At 31.3% G+C, this 19,554-nt stretch carries 15 protein-coding genes; 12 read left to right on the forward strand and 3 right to left on the reverse strand.

The window, feature by feature from the left end:
• The first annotated feature begins 27 nt into the window (after nt 1–27).
• The 7 genes from G9F71_RS05245 to uppP all read left to right on the forward strand — a co-directional run bounded on the left by G9F71_RS05245 (nt 28) and on the right by uppP (nt 8,709).
• Nucleotides 28–1,785, forward strand: a complete 1,758-nt coding sequence (locus G9F71_RS05245) for a sigma-54 interaction domain-containing protein (RefSeq protein ID WP_224626202.1) — start codon at nt 28–30, stop codon at nt 1,783–1,785.
• A gap of 273 nt (nt 1,786–2,058) precedes the next feature.
• Entirely contained in the window at nt 2,059–3,297 is a 1,239-nt protein-coding gene (locus tag G9F71_RS05250; protein WP_164950087.1) for a threonine synthase, read from the forward strand.
• Between the two features lie 29 nt (nt 3,298–3,326).
• Nucleotides 3,327–4,814 carry a pyridoxal-phosphate dependent enzyme gene (locus G9F71_RS05255; RefSeq protein ID WP_164950086.1) on the forward strand — a complete coding sequence of 496 codons (1,488 nt, stop codon included), beginning with the start codon at nt 3,327–3,329 and terminating at the stop codon, nt 4,812–4,814.
• A gap of 137 nt (nt 4,815–4,951) precedes the next feature.
• Nucleotides 4,952–5,632 carry a response regulator transcription factor gene (locus tag G9F71_RS05260; RefSeq protein WP_164950085.1) on the forward strand — a complete coding sequence of 227 codons (681 nt, stop codon included), beginning with the start codon at nt 4,952–4,954 and terminating at the stop codon, nt 5,630–5,632.
• A 2-nt stretch (nt 5,633–5,634) separates the two neighbouring features.
• On the forward strand, nt 5,635–7,008 hold the full coding sequence (locus G9F71_RS05265; protein ID WP_164950084.1) for an ATP-binding protein: 1,374 nt from the start codon (nt 5,635–5,637) through the stop codon (nt 7,006–7,008).
• A 154-nt stretch (nt 7,009–7,162) separates the two neighbouring features.
• Nucleotides 7,163–7,843, forward strand: coding sequence for a VTT domain-containing protein (locus G9F71_RS05270; RefSeq protein WP_164950083.1), 681 nt, complete (start codon nt 7,163–7,165; stop codon nt 7,841–7,843).
• 77 nt (nt 7,844–7,920) lie between these two features.
• Nucleotides 7,921–8,709: an undecaprenyl-diphosphatase UppP gene (gene uppP / locus G9F71_RS05275; protein WP_164950082.1), complete on the forward strand. Its 789-nt coding sequence runs from the start codon at nt 7,921–7,923 to the stop codon at nt 8,707–8,709.
• Between the two features lie 57 nt (nt 8,710–8,766).
• Here uppP and G9F71_RS05280 read toward each other — a convergent pair whose 3' ends face one another.
• A complete protein-coding gene (locus G9F71_RS05280; protein WP_164950081.1) occupies nt 8,767–10,227 on the reverse strand; it encodes an amino acid permease in 1,461 nt (486 codons plus the stop codon).
• Nucleotides 10,228–10,646: 419 nt separating this feature from the next.
• Between G9F71_RS05280 and G9F71_RS05285 the strand changes: the two genes are divergently transcribed.
• The 3 genes from G9F71_RS05285 (at nt 10,647) to G9F71_RS05295 (ending at nt 15,465) form a co-directional block, all read left to right on the forward strand.
• Nucleotides 10,647–12,422 (forward strand): N-acetylmuramoyl-L-alanine amidase, encoded by a 1,776-nt coding sequence (locus tag G9F71_RS05285; protein ID WP_164950080.1) that lies wholly within the window; start codon nt 10,647–10,649, stop codon nt 12,420–12,422.
• A 373-nt stretch (nt 12,423–12,795) separates the two neighbouring features.
• Complete coding sequence (locus G9F71_RS05290; protein ID WP_164950079.1) at nt 12,796–14,217, forward strand: amino acid permease; 1,422 nt, start codon at nt 12,796–12,798, stop codon at nt 14,215–14,217.
• A 297-nt stretch (nt 14,218–14,514) separates the two neighbouring features.
• Nucleotides 14,515–15,465, forward strand: coding sequence for a DMT family transporter (locus G9F71_RS05295; protein ID WP_202017942.1), 951 nt, complete (start codon nt 14,515–14,517; stop codon nt 15,463–15,465).
• 95 nt (nt 15,466–15,560) lie between these two features.
• Here the strand turns inward: G9F71_RS05295 and G9F71_RS05300 are convergent, their stop codons facing one another.
• Nucleotides 15,561–16,580 carry a DUF3048 domain-containing protein gene (locus G9F71_RS05300; RefSeq protein WP_164950078.1) on the reverse strand — a complete coding sequence of 340 codons (1,020 nt, stop codon included), beginning with the start codon at nt 16,578–16,580 and terminating at the stop codon, nt 15,561–15,563.
• A 329-nt stretch (nt 16,581–16,909) separates the two neighbouring features.
• Between G9F71_RS05300 and G9F71_RS05305 the strand changes: the two genes are divergently transcribed.
• Both G9F71_RS05305 and G9F71_RS05310 read left to right on the forward strand, forming a co-directional pair.
• Nucleotides 16,910–17,452, forward strand: coding sequence for a carbonic anhydrase (locus G9F71_RS05305; protein WP_125003309.1), 543 nt, complete (start codon nt 16,910–16,912; stop codon nt 17,450–17,452).
• A 110-nt stretch (nt 17,453–17,562) separates the two neighbouring features.
• Nucleotides 17,563–18,750: an AI-2E family transporter gene (locus G9F71_RS05310; RefSeq protein WP_164950077.1), complete on the forward strand. Its 1,188-nt coding sequence runs from the start codon at nt 17,563–17,565 to the stop codon at nt 18,748–18,750.
• 73 nt (nt 18,751–18,823) lie between these two features.
• Here the strand turns inward: G9F71_RS05310 and G9F71_RS05315 are convergent, their stop codons facing one another.
• Entirely contained in the window at nt 18,824–19,312 is a 489-nt protein-coding gene (locus G9F71_RS05315; protein WP_125003313.1) for a C40 family peptidase, read from the reverse strand.
• Nucleotides 19,313–19,554: the final 242 nt, after the last annotated feature.

Raw genomic sequence — 19,554 nt, forward strand, 5'->3', positions numbered from 1 at the left:
ATTATTTGCGAAGGAGGAATAACAGTATTGAACTCCATATTGAAAAACATACAGGAAGCAGTAATTAAATATGCAAATATTATATCCCAGATTCTTCAGGTAGAAGTTGAAATAGTAGATGATAATTTAATTAGAATAGCAGGTACAGGAATCTATAAAGATAAAATAGATGAAGATATATCGAAAGAAGGGTACGTTTATAGAAAGGTTATAAAATCTGGAGAATCACAGATTATATATGAGCCAGGAAAAGATAAACTTTGTATACCTTGCCCTAAAAGAGAATTCTGTGGAGAAGAATTTGAAATGAGTACACCTATAAAGTTAAATGAGGACACTATAGGTGTAATTGGTTTAATATGTAGTAACAACGATCAAAAGGAACATCTAATGGCAAGCTTTGATATATACATGGCCTTCCTTCATCAGATTTCGGAATTTATAAGTAGTACCGCCTATGAAAAAAGAGAAAAAATGAGAACACAGACATTGCTACAACTTCTTAATTTTGTTGTAGATAAAACTGAGCAGGGTGTAATTATACTAGACAAAGACAATTGTATTACCAATATAAATGAAAATGGTTTAAAAGAACTAAATTTGTCAGGAAATTTTATAAATCATAAGGTTCAAATTAAGATAAGTGGAGATAACGTTTTTGATCTTCAGGAATACAAACTAATGGTAGATAAAGAGGTTTTCTTTGTTATTGGTAGCATATACCCTATAAAATTTAATGAAGCGCAATATGATAGGATGTTTTTCTTTCAAGATGCAAAAAAATTCAAAGAAAAATTATCGAATTTTGCTGCCTTTAATAAAATAATAAAGAGTGTGGACATTTTTGGGAAATCAGAACAAATTTTAAAATTAAAGCAAAAAGTTAAGAAAATTGCAATGTCTTCATCTACAGTTCTTATAACTGGAGAAAGTGGAACTGGAAAAGAGATGTTTGCAAGAGCTATACACGATGAAAGTAACAGGAAGGACAAGTCTTTTATTGCTATAAATTGTGGAGCTATTCCAGATATGCTTCTGGAAAGCGAACTTTTTGGATATGCAAAAGGTGCTTTTACAGGTGCAGATCCTATGGGTAAAATGGGTAAGTTTGAATTTGCGAGTAAAGGTACCATATTGCTAGATGAGATTGGGGATATGCCTCTTTACCTTCAAGCTAAACTCTTAAGAGTCCTGCAAGAGAGAAGTATTACAAGAATAGGGTCAAATAAAACTATTGATATTGATGTTAGGGTGATAGCCGCAACAAATAAAGATTTAGTAAAAGCCATAAAGGAAAACAAATTTAGAGAGGATTTATACTATAGATTAAATGTAATCCCTCTTGAAATTCCTCCACTAAGAGAAAGAAAGGAAGACATAAAACTACTTATAGAAACTTTTATTGAAAAATATTGCAGTTTATTCAATAAAAACTTTTTAGATATAAAATTAGGGGGTGACATATGGCAAATATTTTATAACTATGAATGGCCAGGTAATGTACGAGAACTAGAGAATACTGTGGAATATATTATTAATATGATGGGTACTGATGGTATAATAACAAAAGAAATTTTACCTAAAAGTATTTTTCATAATACAATTAATATTTTTAATAATGAGGATGAGATATATACACTTAAATATCTTGAAAAAAACGCTATAAAAAATGCACTGGAAAAGTGCGGTGAAACCACTGAAGGTAAAAAAAATGCAGCTATGAAACTTGGTATAGGAATAGCGACATTATATAGAAAAATCGAAGAATATAATTTATCAAAATGATAAATTATATTCTTTAACACCTTGGAAGAGTGAAAATTCAGATTAAGAGTGTTTTTATCATAATGATAATATTTATCATTATGATATTTTTTTTTGAAAATTTGAAGAAATACCTAATTTAAGCATTGATATTAGCTATGTAACTACTCCATAATTTGGCACAATTGTTGCTTGGTAAATTATAGATTTACAATTTAAATTTCCCTATATATTAGTATGACTAAATTAATTTTTACAGTTTGTGTAAAAAAATAAAAAAGGCAGAGGTGAAACATGAAAAAAATTAAGCACTTGAAATGCTCTAAATGTGGAGCGGTTGTAAGCGAAGAAGTCATGTATAATTGTCCTCATTGTGGCACTTCCGGCACCCTTGATGTCATTTATGATATGGAGCTCATTAAGAATGAGCTGACTAAAGAATATTTAAAGGAAAATAAAAATACTAATATATGGAGGTACCTACCAATTCTTCCTTTGGAAGGATTAACAGGAGCGGCACCGCTTCAAATAGGAATGTCGCCTTTATATAAATCTAGCAGACTTGAAAAACTTTTAAATATAAAAAATATTTATGTGAAAGATGAAGGAAGAAATCCTACTGCCTCCTTTAAGGACAGAGCTTCAGCAGTTGGTATTGCGAAAGCTATTGAACTTAAAAAAGATATAATATGTGCTGCTTCAACAGGTAATGCAGCATCTTCAGTATCTGGCTTTGCCGCTTGTATGGGCATTGAAAATTATATTTTTGTTCCAGAGGCAATTCCAGAAGGCAAGCTTGCACAACTTTTAGTATTTGGAAGCAAAGTAATTCTAGTGGATGGAGATTATGACACAGCTTTTGATTTCTGCCTAAAGGCAGTAGAGCATTTTGGATGGTATAACAGAAGCTGCGCCATTAACCCATATTTGGTTGAGGGAAAGAAAACTGCAGCTTTTGAAATATGTGAGCAGCTAGATTTCAAAGTTCCTGATAAGGTAATTATGTCCGTTGGTGATGGTTGCTCTATTGCAGGAGTGTGGAAGGGTTTCAAAGAATTCTATGACCTTGGCTTAATTGATAAGCTACCAGTAATGGTATCAGTACAAGCTGAGGGGTCAAATCCTGTGAACAGAGCGTTTAGAAACAACAAATTCGAATTTGATTATATAGCTCCAAAAACAATAGCAGACAGTATTTCTGTAGGTATACCTAGAAATGGATACAAGGCACTTAATGCCCTAAATGAAAGTAAGGGAATTGCAGTAGATGTAAGTGATGAAGAAATATTAAATGCTATGACAGTTCTTGCAAGACATACAGGAGTATTTGGAGAACCTGCGGGTGTAACAGCCTTTGCAGGACTTATGAAACTAGCAGGTGAAGGAGCTATAGGGGCAGATGAGAGTGTAGCCTTTATTGTTTCTGGTAGTGGCCTAAAGGATGTAAAATCTGCTCAAATGGCTGTTAAAAAGCCAGACAAGATAAAACCACAATTAGATTTGCTTATAAAATATTTTGAAGAAAATAAATAAAATTATCTATACACAGAGGAGGATTTTAAGTGAAAAATTTAATAGATTTAACAATCAATGAAGAGCAACTTAAAAAAACTGTACAGAGTGCTAAAGAAAGAAATGTTGTAATACCAACTTTTGCTCAGATGAAGGACCCAAGCAAGATCCCAGCTGAAATTAAAGAGAAATTAAAAACCACTGGTTTATGGGATATTGATCCTGTTAATTTGTTCAGAATTTCTTGGAAAAATCAACCTGTAAAACAAGGTGGACTATACAACGAACTACCAAACTATATCGAGATTCCGCCAGAAATATCAGGTGTTAAAGCAAGGATTTTTGCTATGGTTGGAAAGTATTTTCCTGTTGGATGCCATAAGGTTGGAGCAAGTTTTGCTTGCCTAGTTCCACGTTTAGTTACTGGACAATTTGACCCTACTTATCATGAAGCAGTTTGGCCATCAACAGGTAATTACTGCCGTGGTGGAGCTTACAATTCTGCATTACTTGGATGCAAAGCTGTTGCTATATTACCTGAGAATATGAGCAAAGAACGTTTCGACTGGCTTTCAAAAGTAGCTGGGGAAGTTATTGCAACTCCTGGTTGTGAAAGTAATGTAAAAGAAATTTATGATAAGACATGGGAATTAAGAGAAACTAGAGATAACGTTGTTATATTTAATCAGTTTGGTGAACTTGGTAATCATTTATGGCACTATGAAGTAACGGGTAATGCAATGAACGACATTGTTAAAGCTGAAGCAGGTGAAAATGGAAGACTTGCCGGTGTATGCTTAACCTCAGGTTCAGCAGGTACACTTGGAAGTGGAGACTTCTTAAAAGATCAATACCCAAATGCTAAAATTGCAGTTGGCGAAGCGCTTCAATGTCCAACACTACTCAATAATGGCTTTGGAGATCATAGAATTGAGGGTATTGGTGATAAACATATTCCTTGGATTCATAATGTCCGCAATACAGATATGGTTGTTGCTATTGATGATAATGATGCATTAGCAATGTTTAAATTATTTAATGAACCAGCTGGTAAGGCCTATTTAAAACAGCAAGGTATTTCAGAAGAGCTAATTTCTAAACTTTCATATGTTGGTATATCTGGTGCTGCAAATATCTTAACTTGTATTAAATTTGCTAAATACTATGAGTTAACGGAAAATGATATGGTAATGACTGTTCTTACAGATTCTGCGGAAATGTATGGATCAAGACTTGCAGAAATGCAAACAGAAAGAGGCAGAGATTATTCAGAAGTTGATGCTGCCATTGACCATAACAGAAGTGTTTTAGGTGTTAGAACAGATAGTATGGAGGAATTAACATACCAAGGTAAAAAGAGAATTCATAACCTTAAATACTACACTTGGATTGAACAACAAAAGTATGATTTGGATGAGTTAAATGCACAATGGTATGATTATGATAATTATTGGGGAAAATTACATCAGATGGGTCCAGAACTAGATAAACTTATTGAACAATTCAACGAGAGAACTGGAATTATAAAGACAAAGTAATCAATAAAAATAGAAGCTATTGCTCAGGTGCAACAGCTTCTATTTTATTGGGAAAAATATATATTTATGCTTTAAAAGTATATAATATAAAATGCATACATACATCATGTATAATAGTATAAAAAGAAGGTGGTAATTTGAAGGATTTTAGAATTCTTTTAGTAGAAGATGAAAAGCTAATCTCGATGTTTGTTGAAATGGAATTAGATCATGAAGGATATAAAGTTGATTTAGCCTGGGATGGACGCGAAGCTCTAAATATAGCAGAGGAAAGTCAATATGATTTAATACTTCTTGATATTATGATACCTGGAATTAATGGAATTGAGGTTTGCAGGAGAATAAGACAATCGTCTATGGTACCCATAATTATGCTTACTGCAAAAAGCGATATATCAGATAAGGTCTTGGGCCTTGATGTAGGTGCAAATGATTATCTTACAAAACCCTTTGCAATAGAAGAACTATTAGCACGAATTAGAGTGTATGAAAGGAATAAATCCATAAGCGATAATAGATGTGAAATCAAAGTTAGAGATATTGTCATAGACAATAAAGCTCATAATGTTAAGCGAAGTGGCAAGGAAATTGAACTTACAAAAAAGGAGTATGACCTTTTAGAGATGCTGTTAATAAATAAAGATGTTGTGCTTACACGCGCACAATTAATTGAGAAGGTATGGGGTTATGACTACATAGGGGATACTAATGTAGTAGATGTTTTTATAAGATATTTACGAAGTAAAATTGATGATGGATTTGAAGATAAACTTATAACTACTATAAGAGGGGTAGGATATGTTGTTAAAGGTGATTAATTATGAATTTTAAAATCATTAAAAGTGCAAAAGTTTCTGTAAAATTAACTATAGTTTATGCTGTGATGTTCTCACTCGTATTGCTGATTTTAAATGCTTCAATATTATACGGAACAAAATATTACTTGTATAGCCAGGCAAATAAGCAAATAGATGATGTTAAAATAATGGTATTAAATAAGGCTGTGTCAAAGACAAAGCAGGTAGATTTATCCGATAAAAAAATAATTTCAGATGTTCCATCTAAAGAAAATATATCCATAAGGATACTAAAAGAAGATGGAAAGGTATTAAACATATCAAAAGAATTTAATTATAGTATTAAAACTGAAGAACCACTTGATAAAGTGAAAAATTTCAAAGAGCATGATAAACATCTGGTATTTAAAAATTTAAGAATTGAAACTGTGAAAAATGGACCTGCGTATATTCAAATAGTGAAGGATATGGAGAATGAATATGACTTCATGAAAATCCTATTTGTTCTCATGGCAATAGCTGACTTTATAGGGATTATTGCTTCGCTTATATTAGGATATAGTATAAGCAAAAAAATGTTGGAACCTATTGATTATATAACTAAAGCTGCTGATAATATTAGTATTAATAATTTAAGGGAAAGAATAGAGGTCACAGGTCCCGATGATGAACTTAAAAGACTAGGTAATACTTTTAATAAAATGATAGATAGGCTCCAGGGAGCTTTTGACCGGCAAATTCAATTTGTATCCGATGCATCCCATGAGCTTAGAACTCCTATTGCAGTTATTCAAGGGTATGCAAACCTACTTGATAGATGGGGGAAAGATGATAGGCAGGCCTTAGAAAAATCTATTCATGCTATTAAGCTAGAAAGTAGTAATATGGAAAACTTAGTTGAAAAACTATTATTTCTTGCAAAAGGTGATAGTGGAAATCAAATAATAGAGAAAAGTGAATTTTGGCTAAATGAGCTTATTTCCGAAGTGGTGAGTGAAAGTGTGCTTATAGATCCTAGTCATATAATATCCAGTGGAAAAAATGATGCTGCATTTATATTCGGAGATTATAAAATGATAAAGCAAATGCTTAGGATATTTATTGAAAATAGTATTAAATTCACACCAGAACAAGGGAAAATTGATATAAGTTCAGAAATCCAGAATAAAACAGTAAAAATTACTGTTAGTGACAGTGGCGTAGGAATACCAAAAGGCGAAATTCAAAATATATTTGAAAGATTTTACATTGTAGATAAATCTAGATCTAAAGAAAAAGGTGGCACAGGCCTTGGACTATCTATTGCTAAATGGATTGTAGAGGTGCACAAAGGAACTATAAATGTAGAAAGCAAGGAAGGTAATGGAACAAAAATAAGTATAATATTAAACATCTAGATTTCAGATTTATCTGTTATCTAGGTGTTTTTTATTATCGCTATCATACTTCTTAAGCTAAATCTAAGACTCTTTTAATCTAATTTTAATCTTTAAAATATATAATATAAAAATTGAAAGATTAGAAGCAACTTTCAACGAAAGGGGAAAAAATATGGGTATTTTAATTAACCTTATAAATGCATTAATGCATATTGATAAGTATTTAGCTTTAATAATACAGCAGTATGGAATATTAACATATGTTATTCTTTTTTTAATTATCTTCATTGAAACAGGATTGGTTGTTATGCCAATTTTGCCAGGAGATTCAATGTTATTTGCAGCAGGAGCACTTGCAGGGATTGGATCAATGAATATATTTACTCTTTTATTAGTAGTATATCTTGCAGCGATACTGGGGGACACTGCTAATTATCATATTGGTAAAAAGATTGGGAAAAAGATACTCGAGAAAGAGGAAGTAAGGTTTATTAACAAAGAGTATTTAAAAAAAGCTCAGGAGTTTTATGAAAAACATGGTTCACTGACAATAGTAATAGCAAGATTTATTCCTATAATTAGAACCTTCGCACCTTTTGTAGCTGGTATTTCCGAAATGAATTACTCTAAATTTATACCTTATAATATGATTGGTGGTGGAATATGGGTAAGTTTATTTTTAGGCATGGGTTATTTCTTTGGTAATCTATCTTTTGTGAAAAATCATTTTTCTTATGTGCTAATAGCTATAATAATTATTTCATTACTGCCTGGAGCTGTAGTGTTTATAAAAGAAAAGAGAAAAAGAAAGAGAAATAATGAAGATGATATCCTTAGCACAGAGATCAGATAGCTCATGAAAAGTTATTTATTTTTTATAAAAAAATAGTATAAAATCATTATAAAATTTTAAAGCAGAGGAGAATTTATATGAATATTTTACAAGCTATTGTTTATGGAATAGTACAGGGAATTGGGGAGTTTCTCCCGATATCTAGCACAGCTCATTTAGTATTAATTCCATGGATTTTTGGATGGAATGATCCTGGCGTTGCTTTTGATGTAGCATTACATCTAGGGACTTCAGCAGCAGTAATTCTATTCTTTTGGAAAGATTGGATTAAATTAATTAATGCTGGAATTCGCAAACCTAAATCAAAGGATGGAATGTTATTTTGGCTACTTGTTTTAGCTACAATTCCTGGCGGTTTATTTGGAGTTTTATTAGATAAATATATGGAAGTCTTTAGAAATCCTGCGCTTATTGGAGTTACACTTATTATTTTGGGTGTAATATTATATTATGCTGATAAAAATAGTCATGAAAAAATTAAATTAGAAGATATTGGACTTAAAAGAAGTCTTATAGTTGGTATTTCTCAAATATTTGCAATAATACCAGGCGTATCACGATCAGGCATTACGATGTCTGCAGGGCGTTATTTAGGAATGGAAAGAGAAGCTATAGCTAAGTTCACTTTTCTACTGTCAACTCCCATAATAATTGGAGATGCATTATATCATGCCACAAAAATGGGAACTGTCACCATAGATAAAACTCCATTTATTGTAGCTGTTTTAACAGCTGCAGTAGTAGGCTTTTTAAGTATTAAATTTTTACTAAATTATTTAAAGACTAAAGGATTTGGGGTATTCTCAATATATAGATTTGTTTTAGGGGTTGTAGTTATAGTTACATATTTTGCTAGGTTAAAATAATAGAAGTAACAAAAGAGCTAAAGCCTGCACGCTTTAGCTCTTTTGCTACAACTTTCTTTAACTTATATCCTCTGACCCATTTATAGCATTTTTATTATTTGATATCTTTGCAATTAAAGGTAGGATAAGTCCGAGTCCTAAAAGAACAAATGGTGTTAATAAATTAAGTACAAGTTGGAAAGTATACTCTGATGTGTTTGCTTTTGCTTTTGGAAACATTCCCATGATACATGCAAATGCTGTAAATGCAAAGCACCACAAACCAATAAAGAAGGCTACCTTATCATTTTTTATAAATTTATATTCAGATGAGAATTTCTTTTTAGCAAAGCCTCTTAAAGCCATATATGCTAAGAATACCCACAAATACCTTATTGGCATAACAATTGAGTTTAGGTCTAATAACCAGTTGAATAAAGTATTCATATCTCCAATACCTAAGGCTGGTACAATTATTAAAATTCCAACTAAAACTGCAGTCATTTTATATCCATTAATTGGAGCTCCATATTTATTTGTTTTCATTAGGCTAGCAGGAATGTATTTTTTATCTCCCTCTGCAAATAATATTTTTAAAGGGGCATCAATTGAAAATGCTAATGCAGAAATTTGAGCTAGCATATTTGCAATTGCATATAAGATTAAAAGTAAGTTTCCTACGCCATAGTAGTTACCCAAGGTTTTAAATGCGTAGTACTGGCCATTCATTTTTAAATCTACTGGAATGTTATTTGCATCAAACATCATTCCCATTGCAACTGAACCAAGTAGTGCTGATACTGCAACCATTATTGCAAGTGCAATCATTCCCTTGGGGAAATTTTTTGATGGCTCTTTAGTATCGTTAACATAAGGTGCTATTTTTTCACAGCCACCTACTGCAAACACTAGCATAGATATTGTAGTAAAATATGCAAAGTTAAAATCTGGAATAAATGATTTCAATGTTATGTGTGCTGTTGCAATTTTTACTCCTGTAATTGATGGTGCTGCAATCATCATCACTATGTATAGCATTGACATTACAAATACGGATATCCCCGCTATGGTTCCTATTTTCTTCAAGGAATTAACACCTCTTGAAGCAAACCATAGGAAAAAGAGAAATAGTAATAATGTTATTGATTGCAGCACCAGTGGACTAAAACCTTTAATGAATTTTCCATTTTGTGTTGTTACCCAACCTAGTGCTATTAAAATTGACTGAGGTTTTTGTGCTAAATAGGGTACATGCACTACCCAATAAGTCCATCCTGCGAGATAAGCCAGTTTTGGACTCATTGTAGATTTTATCCATGTACTAACGCCTGCTTTACCATCTTTAAATGTAGAACCTAATTCCCCTACCATTAGTGCATAGGGTATAAAATATAATGAAATAATAAGTCCCCATGATCCAACAACTTTTAAACCTTGATTGGCAAAGTTATTAACAACATTTCCAAATCCCCATACCATTACAAAAGCTATAAGTGCCAGATTTTGCCACGTAAGCTTTTTAACCCCTGTCTCGTTCATATTATGAACTCCCTTCAATTAATTATTAAAAACGTTTACAAAGAATGTATTTCTCCAAAATTTTCCTAGATATTTATTATGATAACATTATTCGTACTATTTTGCAATATTTCATGCTATTTTTTTTACATATGAAATATTTTAAGTCATTTTTCAATTCAATATATACTTTTTTAAATAATTTCTGCTTTGCGAGTTTTCTTAGTAATAGAATTAGTATCAAAGATTAAAGCCTTATAATAAATTTTAATATATGTTTTAAATTTATTAAAAAAATGTTTATAAAACATGGAGAAGAGAATAAAAGTGTAGTATACTTAACTCAGAATTGATACCACAAATTACAATCATATTTAAAATTATACAAACTATAATATAATTAATTAAATATGAAAACTATGGGGAGTCGGGAGGGCTATATGAAAAATATTTTTAAATCATTTTTAATTGTAATCTTAACTTTTGCATTGTGTATACCTATGCAAATAATCGTTAAGGCTAGTACGTATGCGGATATAGGAACTAAAAACAATGTGGTGGTTAGTAAACCTTGGACAGTGAGTTTTAATAAATCACTGAGTTCTAATACTGTAAATACCACAAATATTAAGGTGCTTGGAGAGGCGAATAAAAGCATAGACGTTGATGTTAGTTTAGCTAATAACAATAAAAATGTAATAGTAAAGCCCATAAAAAATTATGAAGCTAATAGTGAATACACTTTGATAGTGACAGAAAAAGTTAAGTCTTCGGATGGGAAGGATCTTCCTAAAGAAGTTAGAATGAGTTTTAATACTGAAAGTGCAGCTACAAAGCCAAGTGAGTTTACTGTATGCATTGATCCAGCTCAGTACTATAAAGATATAACTGGTAAAAATGGTGCGAAAGCTAAGGATGTAAATTTAAATACAGCATTAAAACTAGGTAATATATTAAAAACAAGAGGATTCAATGTAGTATATACTAGAGATAGTGATTCAGTAACTTGGGACAAGCTTAATGAGGATGAGGCAAAAGCTGCAATAGCGAAGAAGGCAAAAGCCGATGTATTTTTAAGTATAAATACAAATGCATATTCTTCAGATACTGCAAACGGAATTGAAACATATTACCTATCTGATATTAGCAATAATAAAGTGTTAGCAGAGCTAATGCAAAGCGAACTTATAAAAGCAACAGAAGCTAAAGATAGAGGAATAAAAGCAGCAAGTAAAGAAGAAAATTTGGCAATATTAAATAAATTAAATTGCCCTGGGGTAGTTTTGGAATTGGGCTTTTTAAGTAATCCAGAAGAAGAGATATTACTAACTAATGCAGATTATCAAAATAACGCTGCAAAGGCTATAGCGAATGCGCTAATGAAATATACGGGTTTTGCAAATACAGATACTAGTTATGATTCTCTTTTTCAAATATCTTCAGTGGGAGATACAATTGTTAATTTAGAAGTTGGTGGCAAATATGCATTTCCTAAAACTATACTTGCTACTATGACTAATAACTCGAAAAAAGAGGTTGGAGTAGAATGGCTTCAAGATTTAGTTTCTTTTGCTAAGTCAGGTACTTATACCTATGAAGGCGTTATAAAAAATTATGATAAGAAAGCTAAAGTTATAATTAATGTAAAAGAGGCAGTTAAAAACAAGTATAGTGTAGTTCTAGATGCAGGTCATGGGGGAGCAGATTCAGGAGCAGTAGGACAAATGGGCACTAAAGAAAAGACTATAGTGCTAGCAATTACTTTAAAAGTGGGAAATATATTAGCTAAGAATGGTGTTGGAGTTACTTACACAAGAACAACTGATAAAACTCAGGGTCTTCAACAAAAATGTGATGTTTCAAATAATGCTAAGCCAAATTATTTTGTAAGTATTCATGCAAATAGTTATTCGGCGCCTACAGTTAGTGGCATCGAGACCTTTTATAAGAGTGGTAGTGCAGCTGGACAAAAGTTGGCTCAGGCTGTTCAAACTGAATTGATTAAAGCAACTGGAAGAGTGGATAGAAAGATTAAAACTGCAGGGTTTTATGTTTTAAATAATACAAATGCTACGGCTATATTGGTAGAAACATCCTTCGTTTCTAATCCAACAGAGGAAAAACTATTAGTTACAGAGGCCTACCAAACAAAGTTAGCTCAGGCAATTTCAACGGGAATTCTTAAGAGTTTAGGAATAAGTAAAATAGTATTTTAAAGAGATATAGGAGCTAAAAAAGAGTGGAATAGATTTCACTCTTTTTTCGCTACTAATATGCATAATTGTCTTATAATTAAATTGTAGATTATGTTTAAGTTTGATGTTAGAAATGTCCAACATAAATTTATTGATGACTATGTAAACCTTATAAAGGAAAGATTATTAGACAATAAAAAGGATTTAAGTATTAATTAATATTACATGAAAACCCAAAAACAAGGCATAATAAACTTGATTATATGTAGCTAATACTGATATAATCATACTCAATGACACCTTACTATTGAATTTTTGTTGAATTTAGATACAACAATTATATCATAAGGGGGGGGGGTAATTATTTTATATATACAAAGGAGGAATTTGTTTAATGGCAGAAGATAATAAGAAATTAGGACTTGGGTTACTTGTAGCTTTAGGTATAGGTACTATGATTGCATCAGGTATTTTTAATAGCCCTACAGACTTAATAGCAACAACAAATCCAATGGCAGTTCTCATTTCATGGGGTATTGGAGTTTTTGGCGTAATAATGCTCGGAATGGTATTTTATTTGCTTACAAATGAAAAACCAGAATTAAAAGGTGGGATTTATTCCTATGCTAAAGAAGGCTTTGGTGATTTTGTAGGTTTTAATTCAGCGTGGGGTTACTTTACAAGTTCTTTCATTGGTAATGTTGCATTTATTATTTTAATTTTTAAGACTATAAATAGTTTAATTGGAGAAGGATATTCAATGCCTCCTATTTTAGCATTTTCACTTGCATCTATTCTTTTGTGGATATATTATTTTGTAATAGCAAAGGGTATTAGACAAGCTGGTATACTGAATTTAATAGTTACAATTGGTAAAGTTATACCACTACTTTTAGTAATTGTATTTGGTTTTTCAGCCTTTAAATTAGGTATATTTAATGTGGAAAATTGGCAGACGATTTTAGCATCCACTGGAAAAACCGCTAGTTTAGGAAAACAGATAAGTGGGGCCATGGGAACAATTTTATGGTGCTTCGTAGGTGTTGAAGGTTTAGTAGTTTTGTCTGAAAGAGCGGAATCTCAAATAGTGGTTGGAAAAGGAACAATAATTTCACTTGTTATAACAGCCACACTTTATATATCAATATCTATATTGTCAATGGGTATTTTGCCTGCTAAGGATTTAATTGCAGCACAAACACCACTGGCAGCAGTCCTTGCACAAACCGCATTGGGAAGTTCTGGGGCTATTATAGTTAAAGTAGGTATTTTAATTTCTCTTATGGGTGCTTTGCTTTGCTGGTTTTTGTTAACTACAGAAATTTTGTATGCTCCGGCAGCACAGGATGGGTTAATGCCTAAGTGGTTTAAAGTAAATAATGATAAAAATGTACCTATAAATGCTCTTTTATTTTCAATTGTGGCAACACAAATAGGTCTTCTAGCCATGCTTTCGGAAGCTTTGCAAAAGGCTTATTATGTTGCCACACATATGTGTACAACTAATATATTAATACCATATTTATTATCTTCTATGTTTGCATTTAAGGTATTTAATAAAGAAAGTGGACACATTAAGGAGAAAATTATAGCAGTACTCGCAGGTATATATTCAATTTATGTTATATATGCAGTAGGAATTGGGTATTTAGGGCTAGCATTCGTAATTTATGCATTAGGGATAGGATTTTACTTAAAGGCTAAAAAAGAAAAAAATGAAGTCATTACTAAGAGGGAAAAGATGGCAATGATAGCTATGGTTATAATGGCAATAGTTATGATAGTAGCGGCGATTACCGGTAAAATCTCTGTTTAACGATATTTTATAAGGATTTTAAGAAAAAACGTATTTGAGAAATCAAATACGTTTTTTTATTTTATCATTGCCCTGTCAATAAACTATATAGTAGAGAGGTATTAGTGTTAAATTAATCATGTAAGCCTCCAAATAGAATTATTATAATGTTGGGTTATAATGAAAATAAATGATTAGTTACATTATATTGCTTAAGTAAATAGTGCATAGGGCAAGAAAAAAGCATATAATAAAGTGAGATGGAAACTAATTTTTATCTGGGGGGGCTTTATTATACAACAAATAAAGGGGTATTTAATGATTGCGCTAGCAGGAAGTTTATGGGGTACTGTAGGATTGTTTGGAAAGGTATTGTTTAATTATGGATTCGATCCAAAACTTGTAGTGTTTTGTAGACTATTTGTAGGATTTCTTATAATGTTTATATTTATTTTGTTTAAAGATAAAAAATTATTAAAATTTGACAAAAGAGGATTAAAGTATACTGCTTTAATCGGTTTTTTTTCACAAGCACTTTTCAATCTGCTATATTTTGAAACTATTAAAAGGACTACTATAGCTACAGCAGTTATTTTATTATATACAGCTCCTATTTTTTTAATAATTATGGGTAGGATATTTTATAAAGAATTGCTAAGCACTATTAAGATTTCTGCACTGGTTTTATGTATGATAGGCTGTTTTCTAACTGTTACCGGAGGCGCACTTGATACTTTAAACATCAACTCATTAGGTGTTCTAATGGGAATAGGAGCAGGTTTAACATATGCTTTAGTTACTATTATAAGTAAAGCAATCATAGATGATTATCATCCATTGACCATTATTTTATATAGTTTTCTATTTGGGTGGATATTCTTAGTGCCATTTTCTCACCCAGTAAATCTTTTATATGTAAAATATAGTTCGCCTGTAGTTGCAAGTATTATAGGTTTAGGGTTAATCCCAACTGTACTTGCATATATTCTGTATATTACTGGATTATCTTATGGAGTTGAAGCATCAAAAGCAGGTATAATATGTTCTATGGAAATCGTGGTTTCTGTTATCATTTCCTATTTATTTTTTGAAGAAGTGATTTTAGGAGTTAAACTATTGGGAATTGTAATGGCTTTAGGTTCTATTTTTATAATTAAATTTGATAAGCATGTAATACTTCCTAATGAAAAACAAGGAAATATAGATGAAAAGTCAAACTATATAGGGGATTGTCTGGATGATTTGATGGATCCACCAGAAATGATATAGGAAAAAAATGATAATATTTGCCAATTGGAATTTTTTTTAATTGTGCAAAAAAGACTGGTAATTAGTAAAACTAATCACCAGTCTTTTTCTATAATTTATTTTATATCTATTTTGCTACTTCTATCTACAATATTCCAGCAAGTCTTTCCAGGATTTAATGGTAAATCATTACCTTCCTCATCGGTTAGAAGAGTTTGTGAAGTAGCATCTTTTTTAGACCAGTGCATTTTAATAAACTTACCATTGCTAACAACATAACCATCTCCTGTGCCAACAAGAGCAATATCTAAATGTAGTTCATCATTTTGTGTTTTAATGGAAGTGATTTGCACCACTATATTTTTAAAGGATAAAGGAGTTTTATCCTCTTTATTAGTTGAAGACTCGCCATCCATGCTCTTAAAGTAAAGACCATCTTTATAGGTGTAACTAGTGTTGTAAAGGTTGTTTATTCTTAAAAATATATTTGTAGCTGGGGAAAGTTTATTGCTATCCCAATAGCTCTTGTCAAATTTTAAATTTACTGTAGGCGCTTTCACAAAATTTTTTATTTTAACAAGCTCCCTTAATTTCTCTGTAGAAGTATAAAGGTTATGAGGAGCTTTCCGGGTCGAATCTCTCCAATAAGTAGAGGCATATTTCATTTCATTCATACTCATTAAGTTTTTATTTTTAATTTCATCTAGAGCCTCCTGGCTTCCTCCACAGTGAGCAAAGGGTAGGTTATATTCTTTTGAAATATCTAAAAAGTAAGATCTGGCACTTCTAATTGGTCCGATTTTTTGCACATTGCCACTTTGAAATAATGCAATGAATCTTGGTGTGCCACCCTCAGCAAGGGTTTCATAAACTATATCCGCAGCGTTTATTCCAGATTGAGGTCTTGCAGCCTTTGAGTTTTCGACTATGGCAAGTACAGCAATGTTATCTAATATTTCTTTTTTTACCTCTTCACCAGTATAGGGAGAAAAGTATTTTTGCTCGGTTTTCACTGGGGCTTCCGTTTTTTTAGGGTTTGACGGGGTAGCAATGGGTTCAGCTTTTTTTGTGCAACCCTCTGCAATAAAACACATTGAAATAATTATACATAACAATAGCTTAGAAGTATTTTTCAAATTAAACATCTCCTTAATAAATTCAAAGATAGTAAAGGGCCTACTGAGGTACATATTACAATTGGAAAAACATCATTATATTCTTTCCTCTATTTTAAACTATTAAAATTATGGTGTATATAGTAGCATGATATCATAACATTATATGTTATAGTATTACATTACAATTATATATATGTATGAAAATGTGATATTATAAACTATCCCAAAAATCAATTATATTTCTAAAGTTAGGTTGCAGTATTAGAAATTAATAGGTTATGATATAATAAAAATAAATTTTAACTGACAATAAAAAATATAGAAAAATTTAAGGAGATAAAACCAATATGGATAGATTAATAAAGATTAATAATAAAGAGGATATATTTTCAGAATATAAAAATACGCCCATCAGTGTTTTATTAGAATACCATAACTTAAATACGCATTATAAAGCTGTAAGTAGTCCACAGATGTTAATAGGAATGTGTATGGATAATAGAAAATATCTTCATATACCGGACAATTTTGCATATATTATTCGTTCTGGTGGAGGAACTTTGCGTTTTAGTGAATTTAAGGTTTCTTATACAATAGCAATAGGAAAAATTAAAACTATTGCACTTATAGCCCATAATCACTGTGGAATGGTTAATCTGATGTCGAAAAGGGAGCAGTTTATTCAAGGGCTTGTTGATGTAGTGGGTTGGGAGAGGCAAAGAGCAGAAGATCATTTTATGAATTTTGCTCCAATGTTTGAGATTGGTAATGAGATAGAGTTTGTTTTGGAGGAGGCTAAGAGGCTAAGAAATAAATACCCTAATATTTTGATAGCGCCAATTTATTATAATCTAGACGACAATCTCTTATATTTGATTAAGGAAGATTAAAAAATTAACTAGAGCAATAAGTAGTAATTTAACCTTTACCTTGCCATTGAATTTGTTATAATGTAAAGTAGTAAGAGAATCAGGAATCTAGCTACGACGGGGAGGGTAAAATGAGAATAGATAAAAAATTATTAAAATACTGTTTATATGCTACAGGCACCGTGCTTCTAATTTATATAGGCATAACGATTTTAAATAATATAGGTGATATATTTTCACTATTATCAAGTACAATAGGAAATATTATTGGACTTGTGAAACCGCTTCTTATGGCATTAATAATTGTATATATATTGAAACCTGTGGTGCAAATTATTGAAAAATTCTTAGAAAAGAAAAGAATATTTAAAAAAGCATCTACTAGAAGAGCAGTTGGGATTTTAGGAGTGTATACATTAGTAATTGCTGTTTTCATAGCTATTGTTAGTGGAATATATATTATGGTTGGCGGAAAAATTTCTAATAATATAACCATAGCTAATATGACAGAATATCTAACTAATTATTTAAAGAACTCTACATTGTCAGTTAGTGCTATTAGTGAAAAGTTAGAAAGGACAAATATTTCAATATTAGGAGATTTAAATGGTAAGATTGCTAAAATTGTAAGCTATGTACAATCATATTTTTCTACAAGTATTGGAGCGATGACAAATTCTGCTGTATCTATAGGAGGAAATATAGCTTCCTTTTTTATAGCTATAGTATTAAGTATTTATTTAATACAGGACTCTAAGTACTTTATAGATTTATGGAATAAAATTTTTAATCTTATATTTCGAAAAAGTGAAGCTGGGAATAAAGTGAAAGAAATATTATCTATTATAGATGATACCTTTTATAAATATATAAGAGGACAATTATTAGAAGCTTGCATTGTAGGAGTTTTATCAGGCACTGTACTGTTTTTTATTGGAATAGATTACGCTTTAATAATAGGCGTCATTGCAGGTATTTGTAATATGATACCATATATCGGACCTATTGTTGGAACTATTCTTGCAGTAATTATGGCACTACTAAGTGGACAACCTATTACAGCAGTTTGGGCAACTATTGGAATGATTGTAGTTCAACAAGTTGATAACAACTTGCTGGCACCTAAAATTGTTGGAAATAGTGTGGGATTACATCCTGTATTCACAATGCTTGCGATTATTATAGGGGGAAGTTTAGGTGGACTTATAGGGATGCTAATAGCTGTACCTATTGCTGCTTCTTTGAAAATATTAATTAGTAAATGGTATATTTCTCACATGGAGCAATTAACTGCAGAAGCAAATAATGGTGAGGAATAATTTCCACATGATGAGAAAGGGCATCTGCATATTTAAATATGCAGATGCCCTTTAATTTATTATAGCTTTGCTACTATAATATCCTTCTGGCCGTGTTATAATTTGGCATATATTTTAGTTCTGCAATTTTAACACTTGACCCTGGCTTAGGTGAGTGTATAAAATTACCATCACCAACGTAAATACCAACATGACTTATTACACTACCAAAGAAAACCAAATCTCCTATACGTAAGTTAGCTTTACTAACCACTGTACCTTTTGATGTTTGACTTTCGGCGGTGCGTGGTAATGTTATGTTAAAATTACTAAAAACATGCATAGTAAAACCAGAGCAATCAAATCCAGCTTTAGTAGTTCCACCGCTTTTATAGGGTATACCGGTGAGTTTCTTTGCATAGGCTACAATATCAGCGCCTGTAAGCTTACTTTCTTTTGAAGCTACTTCAACACTGTTTCCAAATAGAATTTCTGTAGCTTGTACATTCGTACAGCGTATACCTATTGATCCTGCAAAAATTAAAGCAAGAGCAAAAGATGTAACACTTTTAACTTTTTTCATCTATATTCCCCCTATGTTTATAACTTGTAACCATTTTGTAACCGTTTCCTACTTGTAGTATTCTATATAAATATGGGATTTCCTTCTATAAAACAAATATTTATGTGATTATTCCAAATATATTGAAAATTTAAGATGCTTAATGTAATAATTTTACTAAAAATATTGAAGTTTTACTAAAAAAATGATAAGCTACAAATATAAAGGTTTACAAAGAATTAATTACTATGGAAAGGAGCTGA

Source organism: Clostridium sp. FP2, from assembly GCF_011065955.2.
Taxonomy (GTDB): Bacteria; Bacillota; Clostridia; order Clostridiales; family Clostridiaceae; genus Clostridium_AD; species Clostridium_AD tagluense.